Raw genomic sequence first — 16,529 nt, forward strand, 5'->3', positions numbered from 1 at the left:
TCATTCTCCTTCTTTAATAAAGTCGTAATAGTCCTTTTCGATCAGGAGTTGCTTAAACTCTTCTGCATTAGTTACTTCTATTTCGATTAACCAGCCAGCGTGAAAGGGGTCTTCATTAACAATTTCTGGTTCATGTTCTAATGCTTCATTAACTGTGATTACTCTTCCTGATAAGGGAGAGTAGATATCTGAAGCTGCTTTAACTGACTCGATTGTACCCATTGTTTCTCCAGCCTTAAGCTCACTGCCGACCTCAGCTGATTCAACAAAGACAATATCTCCTAACTGTTCTTGGGCAAAATCGGTAATACCAATTCGAGCTTTCTGATCATCGATTTGAATTACCCATTCATGATCTTTCGTATAGCGCATTTCTGTTTTCGTTGTCATCTTGTCATTCCGCTCCTTTTATCTTGTATAGAAAGGTTTTTTTACTACAATGGCGTCAACTAATTTATTACGAATCTTTACTTTTAACTTGGTTCCTAAAGCTGCATCTGTTGCTGATATAAGGGCAAGCCCCAAGTATTTTTTTAGAGAGGGGAGTAGGTGCCAGATGTAATATAGCCAATCTCTTCATCAGAAGGCCGATACACGTTGTAACCGTGCCGTGGAATGCCCCGATCAACTACTTCAATCCCTACTAACTTGCGGTTTGGTCCATTCGTTTTTTCACGCAGCAGTGCATCTTTTCCTATAAACGCATCCTTTTTATTGGTCTTTACGGTAAATCCAATTCCTGCTTCTACAGGAGAAATTTCTGCAGATAAATCTTGACCATACAATGCCAGACACGCTTCTAATCGCAATGTATCGCGCGCCCCGAGCCCGCAAGCCTTCAATCCATCTTCTTTTCCCATTGCCAATAGTTTTTGCCAAAGCGGTGCTACTTGGTCAGTGGCAACATATAATTCAAAGCCATCCTCACCTGTATAACCTGTTCGCGATACAAGTATATTGGTTATTTCATCAAGCTGGACATGTTGAACAAATCGAAAAGGATCAATCTTTGCTAAGTCTAGATCCGTTAGTTGCTGCAAAATATCCAAAGCTTTTGGGCCTTGAATAGCTAACTGCCCTACATCGTTAGAGATATTACGGACGGTGACATTACGGTTTGTCTGTTGTTTTATCCAAGTAAAATCTTTGTCGATATTTGCTGCATTGATGACGAGTAAAAATGTATCATCCTCTAACTTATAAACAATTAAATCGTCAACAGTGCCACCGTTTTCATAACACATCGCAGTATATTGTGCTTGATTAACCTGAAGTGTGGTAATGTCATTTGTTATTAGATGATTGAGAAAGCTTTCAGCATTTTTTCCTTCTATAAGAATCTCGCCCATATGAGAAACATCAAACAAACCCGCATGTTGTCGAACGGTTTCGTGTTCTTCGACAATTCCCGTAAATTGTAACGGCAGAGCCCAACCTCCAAAATCGACCACTCTCGCACCATATTGTTGATAGAGCTGAAAGAGCGGTGTATGATGTAACGTAGATAATTGACTCATGAACGACACCACCTCCGAAATAATTTTTGTTTCCCTTCTGTACGCTTGTTGGATGCAGTCCATCCGACTTTACATATTCCTGATAGTCACACTTCTTTCCATATAATGTGCCCAGTCTGATTAGCACGTGTGCTTTTTTGTATACAAAAAAGGACAGAGAAGGGTAGAATGAATGTATCTTATCCCTTCTCTGTCCTTTTACCTGAGAGTTTAGTCCAAATAAAAATAATTGGGACCTTCCCCTTTGGTGGCGTAAGTAGTGTACGCGCTCTCCAGAGCTTCGTCCTATTATGGTACGTTTACCTGAGAGATTAGTTCATAAGGTTTTTTATGAATTTGCTCCTTCGGTGGCATTTACATGCGCTCTCCCATAATGATCATCCGTATCTATATTTAATTGATATCCTTATCTTATGGTGAAGTACCGTATACGTCAGTAATGTTGTTATATTATATTACATAATTTCCCATTGTATGCCTTTTCCAAACTATATTATATGTAACATCAATGACATTCTTTTTTTATTTATACGTTAGGAAAGCATAAAATGTTAATAATGAAGAAGTTCGGCATAGTGAAAGAAAATCCTCGGCATTCACTAATAGACGAGCCGAATAATGAGTTTTTATAAAAAATTGTAATTTACAAACAAAAATATACATTTTATTGGTATAATAGGTTTGGTTTCTGTGACTTAACCTTTTCTTTAAAAAAAGCAATATTTTTTTGAAACCTTTTTAAAGTGAATTTCGTACAACTAATAACCGCAAATGTAGCGGAGGTATATAAATGATTGAGGAAAAAATAAAGCAGAATATAAAATTAGTGAAAAAAGGTGACCAATCTGCCTTTGAGGACATCGTTGCCTTTTATCAGAATAAAGTATATGCTATTTGTTTCCGAATGATCGGGAATAAACATGAAGCAGAAGATATTGCACAAGAGGCTTTTATTCGTGCCTATTTAAACATTCAGTCCTATGATGAAAATCGCAAGTTTTCTACATGGCTTTACCGAATCGCGACGAATTTAACGATTGACCGAATTCGAAAGAAGAAGCCTGATTTTTACTTGGATGCAGAGATTAAAGGTACGGACGGATTGAATATGTATGCGCAATTGCCAGCAGAAGATCCATTGCCGGACCAAGAAGTAGAAAGTTTGGAAATGCAAAGTTATATACAAAATGAAATTATGCAACTCCCTGCTAAATACCGGAGTATCATTGCTTTACGTTTTATAGATGAGCTGTCTCTTAAGGAAATTAGTGAGATTTTGGAAATACCAGTGGGAACAGTCAAGACGAGAATCCACAGAGGAAGAGAAGCTCTTAGAAAAAGGCTTCGTCACGTTTAAGGGGTGTGAGCAAAATGAAATGTAATAAAGAAAATGTCGATTTAATGCATCAGTATTTAGATGGTGATATTTCAGCACGTGACGCGCAACAATTGCGCGCCCATTTAAAATCATGTGAAGCATGTCAGCATCATTTTCAAGAATTAAAACGAACGGTTGCATTGGTCACAGCTAATATAGAATTAAAACCATCCGCAGATTTCACAAAAAATGTGATGGGTCAGTTACCAAAAGAGAAGAAAAGAATGTCAGTCAAGCGATGGATGAAAATCCACCCGATGTTAACAGCAGCTGCCATTTTCTTCGTTTTTATGATAAGTGGTATGGTTTCCGCATGGGGACAGGATCACCAATTAAGCTATCCGAAGGGACAAAATCTGTTAGTGGAGAACGATACAGTTATTGTACCAGAAGATGTAGTCATTGAAGAAGATTTAGAAATCAAAAATGGCAATATTAAAATTGAAGGTGAGGTCCAGGGAGACGTCACGATCATTAATGGAGACAATTTGTCAGCATCTGCAGGGAAAGTAACAGGCGAAATAAAAGAAATAGATCAACTATTTGGCTGGATGTGGTATAAGCTGAAGGGTTTATTCCAAAGTGTATTCAGTTTTGATTAAAACAGAAGACAGTGATACTTTTGCAACTAGTATCACTGTTTTTTTATACAGTTAAGTTCCTATAATATGGATTATGTAAACTAGCCATCGCTAGCCACGCAGCCATATTGAGATATTTAATGTGCTGGCATACCGCTCCGTCCAACCACTCCGCGTCCTGCGGGGCACGGCTGAAGATCCACTTTGTGAAGAAGAGCACTTCACAAAGTGGATCTTCAGCACCTGCACAATCCCGCGGGAGTCTACGTGGTTGGCCTACGCTAGGATTGGAACTCTACAATTTTTGTCAGAGCTAGCATATTGATTTCATGCATATATAATAGCTATTGAAATTACAAAGAACCACTGCTTTTTGCTGTTACATAAGTTGTACCACTTCCCTCAAGCGTAGGAAATATGCGGAGACTCCCGTGGAATCAGCGCGAGCTGAAGATCCACTTGGTCTGTGCCTGTGTCTGCAAGTATCGCTTCGAAGTGAGCTTCCTCGGCACAAGGCAGCAAAGATGCTGTTCAAGTAGTAGCCTAGCTGAAGCCGTGCCCACAGGACGCGGAGCATATTTCCGGAGCTTTGCTAAGCAGATAAAATATATCAAAATGACCATTTTGCAATACAGTGTTTGTTAGCATAATCCATATTATAGGTAGTTGTATATTATTTGTTAGTTAGAACAGGGTGGGCTTTCCCGGTTTTTCTAAACGCTCGGAAGTTCTTTTATTCATCGCTTTATATAGGAGGAAGATGAGATCAGGGCATATTCCGAGGCTGTAAATAAATAATAATGGCGTCCAATACAGCTTACATAATTTATATTATCAATCTTACTATATGATAGATGGATGAACGGTTTTGTTTATGGCAAGTTTTTCTAACATGTTTATGTTAAACTTGGCATATAGAATGATTATGTATATATTTCAAGATGATATGCAATATATGCTATAATATAAAATAATTACATTATCAGATAGGAAGAGGATTAAATGGACATGAGGTTGTGTTTGCATGTTTAATGGTGACTGGAATTTTTTAGAGATACTTAAGGTTATTTTAGATATTTCCATTGTTTGGTATGTTTTATATAAATTATTAATGTTAATTCGCGGTACAAAGGCGATTCAATTACTTAAGGGTATTTTTGTTGTGATCGGGCTTTATTTAGCCAGTGTGCTGCTTGATCTAACGACAGTAAGAATTATCATCTGGCAGGTCATTATGTGGGGACCTCTAGGAATTATCATTTTATTCCAGCCTGAGCTGAGAAGGGCGTTAGAACAACTAGGTCGAGGAAGCTTTTTCTCTCGAAATACCACTTCAGAAGAAGAAGAACTAAATCACTCGATTGAAGCAATAGTCGAATCTTGTAAGTATATGGCCAAACGTCGGATTGGTGCGTTAATCACTATAGAAAGAGATACAGCTATGGGGGATTATGTATCAACAGGTATTCCGATTAACGGTCATTTAACCAATCAAATGTTAACCAATATTTTTATTCCGAATACGCCACTGCATGATGGTGCCGTAATCATTAACCGAGATAAAATCGTGGCAGCTGCATGTTATTTGCCTTTGTCTGAAAGTCCTTTTATTTCAAAAGAACTAGGTACGAGGCACCGGGCTGCGCTAGGAATTAGTGAAGTAACCGATGCTGTAACCATTATTGTGTCGGAGGAGACCGGTAGTATTTCCTGCACAAAAAGCGGCGAGTTACATCGAAATATTACAGCGGAGAAGCTGTCAGAACTACTGGAAAAGGAATTAGTAACTAAATTTAAGACGTCAACGACGAAGGCATGGAATTGGAGGGGTAAAAAAAATGAATAGTTGGTTGGAAAAACCCTGGGTTATAAGAGTAGTGGCCTTAGTTCTTTCCGTCTTGCTTTTTGTTGTTGTTGCTTTTGATGAGAATGTGTATGATAATGACGATGGATTTGAATTACCTTTTGGAGATACAACCAGTGATACACAAACGATGGAGGATGTACCTGTACAAACTGAGATTGATCAGGAGAAGTATGTCGTAAGTGGTGTGCCGGAAACGGTGAAAGTTTCTTTGTCGGGTTCAGTAAGTCTTGTTACATCTATGGTTCTCCAACGAAATTTTGATGTCTTTGTTGATTTAGAAGGATTAGAGCCAGGTACACATCAAGTAGACCTTGAATATTCAGGTATTCAAGATCGTTTGAATGTTTATATTGAGCCGCAGGAAGTGGAAGTAACCATCGAAGAACGGGCAAGTAAAGAGTTCAATGTCACCATGGATGCGGTAAATCGAGATAAAGTAGAAGCAGGATATGAAGTCGCAAATATTACAACAGATCCTGGCAAAGTGTTAGTAACCAGTTCGAAAAGCGTTATTAATAAGATTGCGATTGTGAAGGCGTTTGTAGATGTTGAAGGTTTTAATGAGTCACAGACCATTGATAATGTTCCTGTAAAGGTATATGATAATCAAGGCAACCAATTAAATGTAAGAATTGATCCGCCGACTGTTGATGTTGAGGTAGAAATGAGTAACCCAAGTAAAAGCGTTCCTATAACCTTAGAAACGGAAAATGAGCTGCCAGAGGGGATTAAATTAGAAGAAACAAAGCTGGAAAATGAACAGGTGCAAATTTTTGCAGCAGAAAGCTATTTGGCAGAATTAGAAGAGATAAAAACGAAACCAATTGACCTTAGCAAATTAACAGAAAGTGGCAGTATGGAAGTGGAGCTCGCTCTACCTTCAGAAGTAAGAAAAGCAGCGAACGAGACAGTGAATGTCGATGTTAGTGTAGAAAAGGTGGAAGAACAAGACCTAAATGACGTCGCGATTCAGTTAGAAGGTGAAGAATCAGGACAAACTGTTTCTTTTGTTGAGCCGGATTCGAATGTCATGAACATTACGATGAGTGGCTATCCATCCGACTTAGAGCAAATCAGTCCAGAAGATTTGCAATTGCTTGTCGATGTTGGAGGTTTAGGTCCCGGTGAACACGAAGTACCGATTGAGTTGATTACACCGGACGATGTACCAGAATCTGTCCAATTTGAATTACAATTTGAACAAGCCGCTATAAACATCGAAGAAGAAGAGTAGTACATAAAGCGATAGTATATCGATTTGAATCGTAAAAGGAGAGAATGTAAAAATGGGAAAATATTTTGGAACGGATGGGGTCCGTGGTATCGCAAATAAGGGTTTAACACCAGAACTAGCTTTTAAGTTAGGCCGATACGGCGGGTATGTCTTAACTAAGGAATCCGATAAGCCGAAAGTATTAATCGGGCGTGATACAAGAATCTCCGGCCATATGCTAGAAGGAGCATTAGCAGCTGGATTGCTATCTATGGGAGCAGAAGTAATGCGTTTAGGCGTAATTTCTACTCCAGGTGTTGCCTACTTAGCTAAAGTTATGAACGCACAAGCTGGTGTCATGATTTCCGCTTCTCATAATCCTGTCGAAGATAACGGTATTAAATTCTTTGGCTCTGACGGTTTTAAATTATCAGATGAACAAGAGTTGGAAATCGAAGCATTATTAGATATGGAAGAAGACGATCTTCCACGACCAGTGGGTGCAGATGTTGGCCAGGTAAATGATTATTTAGAAGGCGGCCAAAAGTATATTCAATTCTTAAAAGAAACGATCGATAATGAATTCGATGGCATGCATATCGCGTTAGATTGTGCTCATGGTGCTACTTCAGGACTTGCGTCACACCTTTTTGCTGATCTTGAAGCGGATATTTCAACACTTGGATCATCACCAAACGGATTAAATATTAATGATGGTGTGGGTTCTACGCATCCAGAGAAGCTACAAGCGTTAGTGGTTGATAAAGGTGCAGATATTGGGTTGGCATTTGATGGCGATGGCGACAGACTGATTGCTGTCGATGAAAAAGGTAACATTGTTGATGGCGACCAGATCATGTTTATCATCGGTAAATTCTTCAATCAAAAAGGGTTACTTCGTCATGCTACGGTCGTGTCTACCGTAATGAGTAATATTGGTTTCTACAAGGCGTTAGAAGCTAATGAAATGAAGAGTGATAAGACGGCAGTTGGTGACCGCTACGTAATGGAAGAGATGCGCAAAGGTGGTTACAATTTAGGTGGGGAGCAGTCCGGCCATATTATTTTCTTAGATTATAATACTACTGGTGACGGTATGCTATCAGCACTTCAACTTGTAAATGTTATGCGCGAAACAGGTAAGACATTATCAGAACTTGCTAGTGAAATGAAAAAGTTCCCACAAGTCCTGAAGAACGTTAAAGTTGTAAAGAAAAATGAAGTGATGACCAATCAAACAGTGCTGGATGCTATTGATAAGGTGGAAGCAGAAATGAATGGTCAAGGCCGTGTGCTAGTAAGACCATCAGGTACAGAACCATTAGTGCGTGTGATGGTGGAAGCACCTACATTAGAAGACTGTAATCGTTATGTCGATGAAGTGGTCGACGTGATTCAGAAATTAATGGGCATGGAAGAAGAATAAATCCAGAAGAGCTATGGCGCATTTGTGCCGTAGCTCTTTTTTATAAGTCAAGAAAGTATAAATTTTTGGCTATAGGATGTTCGCTGACAGAAACGGCCACGTCCGGCTCCAGCGCCCAGAGACTAGGCGACTTCGCGAAATCGCCCTACGATAAGTCATCATCGATTCGCAAGCTCACCGTGATTCCTTTATCTCAGTTGATTCGCTCCACTCGCTTCGTCTCTAAACGGGCGCTTGCGCCTTTGTTCAGTAGCAAAGATGCTATTATATGAGCTTTTCAAAGGCTTTCCTATTTATAATTTGATTGATGGAATGAATAAAACGAACTAATAATTGCGTGAATTTCAGTGGTTATCAATAAAAGGACGAGATCTTTATGCTCCATGCGATTCCACTGTTTATTTTTTTGAAATTGTGGTATCATATAACTAGAAACTCATATAATAATAAAAACGATCGCAGCTGTCACTGCTAGATACCCACTCTCTTGATAGGGGGTTGGCGTTATCTTTGAGAAAAATAGCCCTTACCCATTTTGCTCAGAACAGGGGGCTATTTTTTTCGTTCAAAATAGCGACAACGACTGCGATGAGCGCTATGATCATCGTAGCAAACGAAATCATGAGCGTGAGCGAGCACTTGAAATATTTCAAAATGACTACTAAGCAGCTAAACATAATCCGCGTTACAGGAAGGCAATTGGAGTGACACGTAAGGCATAGCGGTGCATAGTATGTTAGTAGGTCTTTTTACAAAAATTGTTGCCTAAAAAGATCTTTTCAAGTAAAATGTAATAGTCGTTTCTAATACGACCTACTCAAAAATAGAAAGGAGTAACGAAGTGTATTAACTGTAAAGCGCCAGGGCTATGTGAACGGACGAATTCATAGCTGACGAGGAGGAGGTTTATCGAGAATGATCGGCGGATGCCTCCCGGTTGTCCATCTCAACCGTAATGTCTCTATTCGAAAACAAGAAGGCAACTTTTTGAACAAGAATAGGAACGAGGTGACATATCAAACACGAGAAAGGGGCAAATAATCGCCCCATGTCAAAAAGGATCGGTTGTTTGCCCCTTAATTTCAAGGAGGAAACAACGTTATGTGCGGAATTGTAGGATATATTGGAGCAAATGATTCAAAGGAAATCTTGTTAACTGGATTAGAAAAATTGGAGTACCGCGGATACGACTCTGCAGGTATTGCTATTTTAAATGATGAAGGTGTCAACGTAACAAAGGTTAAGGGAAGAATTGCAGGATTGCGTGAAAAAGTAGATGCAAGCGTGCAAGCTAATTTAGGGATCGGGCATACTCGCTGGGCTACACACGGTGAACCGAGTGAAGACAATGCGCACCCGCACCAAAGTGCATCAGGGCGTTTTACACTAGTGCACAATGGTGTAATCGAGAACTACTATGAAGTTCGCGATGAATTCTTACATGATGTTACGTTAAAGAGCGAAACAGACACGGAAATCGTAGTTCAGTTAGTGGAGTATTTTGCGAATCAGACAGAAGATGTCTTGGACGGCTTTCGGAAGGCACTTTCTGTATTAAAAGGTTCCTATGCTATTGCATTAATTGATAATACAAATCCGGAGCTTATTTATGTTGCGAAAAACAAAAGTCCATTGTTAGTCGGACTAGGTGAAGGATTTAATGTGGTAGCAAGTGATGCAATGGCAACATTAAAAGAAACGAATCGTTATGTAGAAATTGAAGACAAAGAAATCGTATTAGTAAAGCGTAACGGTGTGGAAATCCAGAAGCTGGACGGTACTGTAGTGGAGCGCGAGTCTTATGTTGCAGAAATTGACGCTTCTGATACCGAAAAAGGAACATACCCGCATTTTATGTTAAAAGAAATTGATGAGCAGCCGTTTGTTATGCGTAAAATCATTCAAGAATATCAGGATAAGAATGATACGATTAAATTGGATAAAGACATTCGCAAAGCGATGAAAAAAGCGGATCGTATTTATATCATTGCAGCAGGAACCAGTTATCATGCTGGTTTAGTTGGAAAACAATTTATTGAGCGTTTAGCAAATATTCCAGTTGAAGTGCATATTGCAAGTGAGTTCTCTTATAATATGCCAATGTTATCGGAGAAACCATTATTTGTCTTTATCTCTCAAAGTGGAGAAACAGCAGACAGTCGTTCTGTATTAGTTCAAACAAAAGCTTTAGGGCACCCGGCATTAACGATTACAAATGTGCCAGGCTCTACCCTTTCTCGTGAAGCAGACTATACGTTGCACTTGCATGCAGGCCCAGAAATTGCAGTGGCTTCTACCAAAGCATATACAGCTCAAATTGCTGTATTAGCGATCTTGGCAGTGGACAGCGCAAGAGCAAAAGGTATTGATTTATCATTTGATCCACTTCAGGAACTTGGTATCGTAGCAAGTGCGATGGAAACATTAACGGATCAAAAAGAAGAATTCGAACGTATTGCCCAGGAAATGTTTGAAACAACTCGAAATGCATTTTTCATTGGTCGAGGTGTCGATTATTATGTTGTTCAGGAAGCAGCATTAAAACTGAAAGAAATCTCTTATATCCAGGCAGAAGGCTTTGCTGGTGGTGAATTGAAGCACGGTACGATTGCGTTGATTGAAGAAGGAACACCAGTTATCGCTATTGCTACCCAAGAGAATGTTAATCTTTCCATCCGAGGTAATGTACAAGAGGTAGCAGCTCGTGGAGCGAACACTTGTGTAGTTAGTTTGAAAGGACTTGAAAAAGACACAGACCAGTTTGTCTTACCAGAAGTTCACGAATTACTGACACCATTAGTAAGTGTAATCCCGATGCAGTTACTATCCTATTACGCAGCACTTCATCGTGATTGTGATGTAGATAAGCCACGTAACCTTGCGAAGAGTGTTACTGTCGAGTAAACGGAGTGCAGAAAGAAATAATAGTTTGTGAATGATTTATATTAAATCGTTGTAAAAATCGATATATTAATGTTTGAACAGAAGAAAAAGGAATCTTTTTCTTCTGTTCTTTTTTATAAGCAGAGAAAGTATATAAGTACAGTCGTAGAAGTAATCATGCTGAATAGGAAGATGTCCCCATGTAACTCTCTCTTACTGTCACCCACAATTAATGTTTTTCCATAAGTCTTAATCTCTTTCCGTAAGTATTAATGTTTTTCCGTGATTAGGAGAAGAAAGAGCATTTGAGAGAGACTTTTGGAGAAGATGTGAGAGAAAAATGAAGTGATAATGAAATGGTTCAGCATCAAATAAAACTTGATATATAAAGGTTTAGAGCAGAAGTTAAGGGTATCCTTTATCTTCTGTTCTTTTTCTATTTCCTTTCAGCCATTTCTTTGTTACGGAAAAACAAAGTTACCGTTCGACAAATTTCGCAACGAGTGAATCGGGTCAAAATCGGCTGTTTTACGGAAAAACATTAATTACGCACCATTATTTGTAAAAGTGGGTTGGAGTTAGGTGTGGTATGGGATTGAGGGTGATTTGGGGAGGGAAAGAGATTAATGTTGGGGGACACTTACAAAAATGTAACTCTTTTTACAAAATGTAAGTCAGTTTTACAAAGCAGGGGCAGCGAGACCCATTTATATATCAGCTTTAGGTAATACTTCAAGAAGAATCGAGAACGTACTATTTGTACAGCTTCTCGGTTCTTTTTTGTTTGAAGAAAAGTCTGAGAAACTATGCATGACAAGGGTTGGAGGTAAAAGAAAAAACGTTAGTGCGTGGAAAAATATGAGGTAGAGAGTAAGAAAAAAGCGTTATGATTCTTCTATCTATTCTCTTAATTCTCCAATCTACTCTGTAAAACCGAGTTCCATTTTTCGATTCTTTCCCGAATAATTTTCGATTAATTTCGACAATAAATGATGCTTTTCTTTGTAAAACCGAGTTAAAATAAACGGCGAAGATTTAGGAGTGAAAAAGGGCGTGAGTGTATGTGGGGTAAGGGGGTGTGTGAGGTTTGGGGTTTTGTAAGAGTGAGTTACTTGGGGACAGAAGATAGGTTCCTATAATATGGATTATGCCAACTAGGCGCTTTATGCTTGGTGGTAATTTTGAAATGATTCATGTGCTGGGATACCGCTCCGTCCAACCACTCCGCGTCCTGCGGGGCACGGCTGAAGCTAACTTTGTAAAGAAAATCACTTTACAAAGTGGATCTTCAGCGCCTGCCTGTCCCGCGGGAGTCTCCGTGGTTGGCCTACGCTAGGATGTGGACTCTACAACTTTTGTAAGAGATAGCATATTGATCACTGTATATATAACAGCAATTGAATGAATAACATAATGCCTAGATCCACTGCTTTTAGCTGTTCCATATGATGTAGCACTTCCCTAAAGCGTAGGAAATAGGCGGAGACTCCCGTGGAATCAGCGCGAGCTGAAGATCCACTTGGTCTGTGCCTGTGTCTGCAAGTATCGCTTCGAAGTGAGCTTCCTCGGCACAAGGCAGCAAAGATGCTGTTCAAGTAGTAGCCTAGCTGAAGCCGTGCCCACAGGACGCGGAGCCTATTTCCGGAGCTTTGCAACGCAGATAAAATATTTCAAAATGACTGTTTTGCCATATAGCCTTAGTTGACATAATCCATATTATGGGAAGTTGTTTATTGATTAAGTCAATTAGGACCGGGCGGGTTATGGCCGGTTTTTCTTACTTATAAGTTAGCTAGTCAAAAAGTTAAAGAACTTGCATTTTCTCTTATTAGTTCGGGGTAGTAGAGTTACAAAACACGCTCTGTTAGAATCGTGGTAGGTTAAAATACATATATTGGAGTGAATGGAATGTTAATCGGTCACATCAAAGAAATTGTCCGCCATCCTGTAAAATCGCTTCGAGGTGAAGCGGTACAACAATCTAAAATAATGGATTATGGTCTGTATGGAGACCGCAGCCACGCTTATTTGGATCAAACAAAAGAAACGGATTTTTTAACGATAGCACAATTTCAGGAAATGGTTCGGTATCAGGCGAGATTTGTTGGAGAAGAATCTTTGGACAAGTACCCAAATGTTGAGGTGATTACACCAGAAGGAGAGGTTTTTGATTGGCAAGATCAAGGCTTAATCGAAGAAATGGAAGACAAATCCCAACGAAAAATTTCTACTAGACAATACACGCCGTCACATGTTCCGATTGGCCCCATTGCGGTAGAACATGTTCTCCTCGCAACAGATGCTTCTTTGGATAAGTTGGAAGAATTATGGGGGAAGGACCGAGTAGATTTGAGACGTTTTCGACCAAATTTATTTATTTCATTACTTGATAAGAAACCATTTATTGAAGAAGAATGGATTGGTCGTCGCATTAAGATCGGACAGGAAGTAGAAATGGAATTTGTCGGACATTGTAAAAGGTGTATGATCATAACGGTTGATCCAGAAGATGCCGAACGAGACCCGAGCTTACATAAAACCGTTATAAAAGAAAGGAAAAATAATTTTGGAGTTTATGCATCTGTGATCAAAACAGGTGATATTCATCTCGATGATGAAGTTCATTTAGTGGAGTAGTATGAATGAATTCGGCCTCAATATATTTTATCACGGCGCTAACCGTCCGTAATGATACTTCTTCAAAATGCGAGAGATAAATAAGAAACTAAGAGGGAGATAAACGGACAATAAGTTTCGCTAGCAATCAATGGGGTCAAACCCTCCCTGATTGAAGTCTCACTTTATTCTGTATAACTGAATTGTTGAAGAAGTATCTTCTATCATTTTAAAAATCAATGAATGAGCCCATCTGTCATTAGAAATGTGAACGCACTGCCTATATGCTATACTAGAGAAAAAACAGGGTGATAAAATATATGCAAAAAAGGCTATCAGACAGTGTAGCGGATGATTTAATGTCGATGATTACAATAGAGAAACGCTTTGTTCCGGGCGATAAGCTTCCAAACGAAAATGAGTTATCAGAGGAGCTGAATATTAGCAGGACAACCCTTCGTGAGGCGATTCGAATATTGGTGACGAACGGTATTTTAGAAATTAGACGTGGAAAAGGTACATATATTATAGATGATCTTGATATAAAAAGTTTAGAATCCTTAAGCTTTCTTACTGATGCCAAAATTAATGCGAAAGATTTATACGAAATGCGTCTAATCTTTGAACCAGAAGCGGCTTATTACGCAACAACGAGAGCAAGTGACGCCGAATTGAAACGTATATTGGACTATGGTAAGCAAATCGAAGAGAAAATAAAGCGTTATGAGGATCGTACCGATGTTGAACAAAAATTCCATAAATCTATCGTGAAAGCGACGCATAATGAATTCATGGAAAAGCTGATGCCAGTTATTTATCAAGCGATCGATAAGGGAGTCATCCTCTCCAAGAAAAAAGAATTAGCGATCAAAGACACGATCAACGATCATAATATGATTATGGAATTCATGCTGAATCGCAATCCCGAAGGTGCGAGAAGTGCAATGAGGATTCATATTTTGCATGCAATGAGAGAGTTAGGGATTGAATGATTTTTGATGATATAGAAGTAAACATGCCGAATATAATAGGCAGTTGTATATGATTTATGTTAGCTAGGACCGGTGGGCTTTCCCTCGTTTTTCTTAAAATATAAGAAATAAACGTTCGGCACAATTTTGTCCGAACGTTTATTTTGGTGAAATTATATGAATCTATTATTTATATACTCATCACACCGCCGTTTGAAGCGTTTGTTACAAGTTTTGAATATCTGCCTAACCAGCCATTTTTAATCTTTGGCTCAAAAGGTTTCAAAGATTTTCTGCGCTCTTCTAACACGTCGTCCGATACGTTAACATTAAGGGTTCGATTTGGTAAGTCGATGATAATTTTATCTCCATTTTCGATCAATGCAATAGGTCCTCCCTCTGCTGCTTCAGGAGAAATATGTCCGATTGAAATACCGCGGGATGCACCTGAAAAACGACCATCTGTCAGTAACGCCACCGTACTGCCTAAACCACGGCCCATAATAGCTGATGTTGGAGCTAACATCTCCGGCATTCCAGGTCCACCTTTAGGGCCTTCATACCGAATTACGACAACATGTCCTTCTTTGACCGCACCATTATCAATCGCTTCTTGTGCTTCCTCCTGAGAATCAAAGACAATGGCTTCACCTTCAAATTCTTTAATCGCCGGATCCACAGCTCCTACTTTAATAACCGCACCTTCAGGGGCAATGTTACCGTATAAAATCGATAAACCACCGACCGGACTGTATGGATTATCTTTTGTACGAATCACCTGTTCATTCGTAATTTGATAGCCACTAACTAATTCTCCCATCGTCTTACCCGTTATTGTTAATCGATCTGGATGGATTGCGTCAGGTATTTTTGTTAATTCGTTAATGATGGAGCTCACGCCACCTGCCTTATTAATGTCATCCATGGAGAGATCGGATGCAGGCATAATCTTCGCAAGGTATGGAACGCGGGCTGCAATTTTATTAACATCGGCAAGGTTATAATCGATACCTGCTTCATTGGCAATCGCGAGTGTGTGCAGCACTGTATTGGTAGATCCACCCATGGCCATATCGAGTGCGAATGCATCATCGATTGCTTCTTTTGTAATGATATCGCGTGGTTTCACATCATCATCAACCATACGAATAAGATGTTTAGCCGCTTCACGAATCAATTCTTTACGTTTATCACTTGTCGCCACAATCGATCCATTTCCAGGGAGGGCTACACCTAACATTTCCATTAAACAGTTCATCGAATTTGCGGTGAACATTCCCGAACATGATCCACAGGTTGGACAAGCGTTATTCTCGATATCATTAAATTCTTCTTCGGTCATCTTTCCAGATTTGTAGGCACCTACCCCTTCAAAAACAGAAGTCAGTGAAAGCTGCTTTCCACTTGAACTAGTACCAGCTTCCATTGGACCACCAGACACAAATACGGAAGGTACATTGGTACGAGCGGCAGCCATTAGCATACCAGGTGTAATTTTGTCGCAGTTAGGAATATAAAATACACCATCAAACCAGTGTGCATTTATAACCGTTTCTGCACTGTCAGCAATCAGCTCACGGCTCGGTAATGAGTAGCGCATGCCGATATGCCCCATTGCAATACCATCGTCGACACCAATCGTATTAAATTCAAAAGGAATACCGCCAGCTTCAATGATAGCTTCTTTTACTACTTCAGCAAATTCGCGTAAATGGACATGACCAGGAATGATATCAATATAGGAGTTGCAAATGCCGATAAATGGTTTTCCCAAATCCTTTGCTTTTACTTTTCCTGTAGCATACAACAAGCTACGATGAGGAGCACGATCTACCCCAATTTTAATCGTGTCACTTCTTCTCATCTGCACACACATCCTTTAATTTTTATTTGTTTAATGTATTTTATAATGTATGTTGTCTGCTGTCAATAACGTTGTATGACTATTAGGGGGTTTTTAAAATAGATGTATTGTTTTTTCTTGAGATTATCGTTGTGTTATATATAAGTTATATAAGATAAATAGGTTGTTTTATCCTATATGTTAATTCTTTTGATGGATAAAGCTGAAACATTA

Annotated in this window: 11 protein-coding genes, 1 pseudogene and 2 riboswitches; of the genes and pseudogenes, 8 read left to right on the forward strand and 4 right to left on the reverse strand. The window is 39.3% G+C overall.

The window, feature by feature from the left end; all coding sequences use genetic code 11:
• Both gcvH and gcvT read right to left on the reverse strand, forming a co-directional pair.
• Nucleotides 1-390, reverse strand: coding sequence for a glycine cleavage system protein GcvH (gcvH, locus tag MUN87_RS15170; RefSeq protein WP_244741382.1), 390 nt, complete (start codon nucleotides 388-390; stop codon nucleotides 1-3).
• Between the two features lie 18 nt (nucleotides 391-408).
• Nucleotides 409-1,517 (reverse strand): annotated as a pseudogene (gcvT, locus tag MUN87_RS15175) (glycine cleavage system aminomethyltransferase GcvT).
• A 188-nt stretch (nucleotides 1,518-1,705) separates the two neighbouring features.
• A riboswitch (glycine riboswitch) is annotated at nucleotides 1,706-1,795 on the reverse strand.
• A gap of 3 nt (nucleotides 1,796-1,798) precedes the next feature.
• A riboswitch (glycine riboswitch) is annotated at nucleotides 1,799-1,898 on the reverse strand.
• 409 nt (nucleotides 1,899-2,307) lie between these two features.
• On the opposite strand from gcvT, the gene sigW reads away from it, so the two are divergent.
• The 5 genes from sigW (at nucleotide 2,308) to glmM (ending at nucleotide 7,982) form a co-directional block, all read left to right on the forward strand.
• Nucleotides 2,308-2,874, forward strand: coding sequence for an RNA polymerase sigma factor SigW (gene sigW, locus MUN87_RS15180; RefSeq protein ID WP_439649629.1), 567 nt, complete (start codon nucleotides 2,308-2,310; stop codon nucleotides 2,872-2,874).
• A 14-nt stretch (nucleotides 2,875-2,888) separates the two neighbouring features.
• On the forward strand, nucleotides 2,889-3,497 hold the full coding sequence (locus tag MUN87_RS15185) for an anti-sigma factor family protein (RefSeq protein WP_244741384.1): 609 nt from the start codon (nucleotides 2,889-2,891) through the stop codon (nucleotides 3,495-3,497).
• A gap of 1,003 nt (nucleotides 3,498-4,500) precedes the next feature.
• Nucleotides 4,501-5,322, forward strand: coding sequence for a diadenylate cyclase CdaA (gene cdaA, locus MUN87_RS15190; protein WP_244741386.1), 822 nt, complete (start codon nucleotides 4,501-4,503; stop codon nucleotides 5,320-5,322).
• Nucleotides 5,315-6,577, forward strand: a complete 1,263-nt coding sequence (locus MUN87_RS15195) for a CdaR family protein (protein WP_244741388.1) — start codon at nucleotides 5,315-5,317, stop codon at nucleotides 6,575-6,577. The genes cdaA and MUN87_RS15195 overlap by 8 nt, the downstream gene beginning before the upstream one ends.
• Before the next feature lie 52 nt (nucleotides 6,578-6,629).
• Nucleotides 6,630-7,982 carry a phosphoglucosamine mutase gene (glmM, locus tag MUN87_RS15200; protein WP_244741390.1) on the forward strand — a complete coding sequence of 451 codons (1,353 nt, stop codon included), beginning with the start codon at nucleotides 6,630-6,632 and terminating at the stop codon, nucleotides 7,980-7,982.
• Nucleotides 7,983-8,521: 539 nt separating this feature from the next.
• Here glmM and MUN87_RS22460 read toward each other — a convergent pair.
• A complete protein-coding gene (locus MUN87_RS22460; RefSeq protein ID WP_369413942.1) occupies nucleotides 8,522-8,659 on the reverse strand; it encodes a putative holin-like toxin in 138 nt (45 codons plus the stop codon).
• A gap of 424 nt (nucleotides 8,660-9,083) precedes the next feature.
• On the opposite strand from MUN87_RS22460, the gene glmS reads away from it, so the two are divergent.
• The 3 genes from glmS to MUN87_RS15215 all read left to right on the forward strand — a co-directional run bounded on the left by glmS (nucleotide 9,084) and on the right by MUN87_RS15215 (nucleotide 14,473).
• Nucleotides 9,084-10,886, forward strand: a complete 1,803-nt coding sequence (gene glmS, locus MUN87_RS15205; RefSeq protein ID WP_244741392.1) for a glutamine--fructose-6-phosphate transaminase (isomerizing) — start codon at nucleotides 9,084-9,086, stop codon at nucleotides 10,884-10,886.
• A gap of 1,887 nt (nucleotides 10,887-12,773) precedes the next feature.
• Complete coding sequence (locus tag MUN87_RS15210; RefSeq protein WP_244741394.1) at nucleotides 12,774-13,502, forward strand: MOSC domain-containing protein; 729 nt, start codon at nucleotides 12,774-12,776, stop codon at nucleotides 13,500-13,502.
• Nucleotides 13,503-13,801: 299 nt separating this feature from the next.
• Nucleotides 13,802-14,473, forward strand: a complete 672-nt coding sequence (locus MUN87_RS15215; RefSeq protein WP_244741395.1) for a FadR/GntR family transcriptional regulator — start codon at nucleotides 13,802-13,804, stop codon at nucleotides 14,471-14,473.
• 169 nt (nucleotides 14,474-14,642) lie between these two features.
• Here MUN87_RS15215 and ilvD read toward each other — a convergent pair whose 3' ends face one another.
• Nucleotides 14,643-16,316, reverse strand: a complete 1,674-nt coding sequence (gene ilvD / locus MUN87_RS15220) for a dihydroxy-acid dehydratase (RefSeq protein WP_244741397.1) — start codon at nucleotides 16,314-16,316, stop codon at nucleotides 14,643-14,645.
• Nucleotides 16,317-16,529: the final 213 nt, after the last annotated feature.

Source organism: Gracilibacillus salinarum (genome assembly GCF_022919575.1).
GTDB classification, from domain to species: domain Bacteria; phylum Bacillota; class Bacilli; order Bacillales; family Amphibacillaceae; genus Gracilibacillus; species Gracilibacillus salinarum.

Excerpts from the sequence above, each read along its gene's own strand:
- MUN87_RS15210 (WP_244741394.1), top strand. The coding sequence starts at position 12,774 with ATGTTAATCGGTCACATCAAAGAAATTGTCCGCCATCCTGTAAAATCG.
- ilvD (WP_244741397.1), bottom strand. The coding sequence starts at position 16,316 with ATGAGAAGAAGTGACACGATTAAAATTGGGGTAGATCGTGCTCCTCAT.
- MUN87_RS22460 (WP_369413942.1), bottom strand. The coding sequence starts at position 8,659 with ATGTTTAGCTGCTTAGTAGTCATTTTGAAATATTTCAAGTGCTCGCTC.
- gcvH (WP_244741382.1), bottom strand. The coding sequence starts at position 390 with ATGACAACGAAAACAGAAATGCGCTATACGAAAGATCATGAATGGGTA.
- glmS (WP_244741392.1), top strand. The coding sequence starts at position 9,084 with ATGTGCGGAATTGTAGGATATATTGGAGCAAATGATTCAAAGGAAATC.
- sigW (WP_439649629.1), top strand. The coding sequence starts at position 2,308 with ATGATTGAGGAAAAAATAAAGCAGAATATAAAATTAGTGAAAAAAGGT.
- cdaA (WP_244741386.1), top strand. The coding sequence starts at position 4,501 with ATGTTTAATGGTGACTGGAATTTTTTAGAGATACTTAAGGTTATTTTA.
- MUN87_RS15215 (WP_244741395.1), top strand. The coding sequence starts at position 13,802 with ATGCAAAAAAGGCTATCAGACAGTGTAGCGGATGATTTAATGTCGATG.
- MUN87_RS15195 (WP_244741388.1), top strand. The coding sequence starts at position 5,315 with ATGAATAGTTGGTTGGAAAAACCCTGGGTTATAAGAGTAGTGGCCTTA.
- MUN87_RS15185 (WP_244741384.1), top strand. The coding sequence starts at position 2,889 with ATGAAATGTAATAAAGAAAATGTCGATTTAATGCATCAGTATTTAGAT.
- glmM (WP_244741390.1), top strand. The coding sequence starts at position 6,630 with ATGGGAAAATATTTTGGAACGGATGGGGTCCGTGGTATCGCAAATAAG.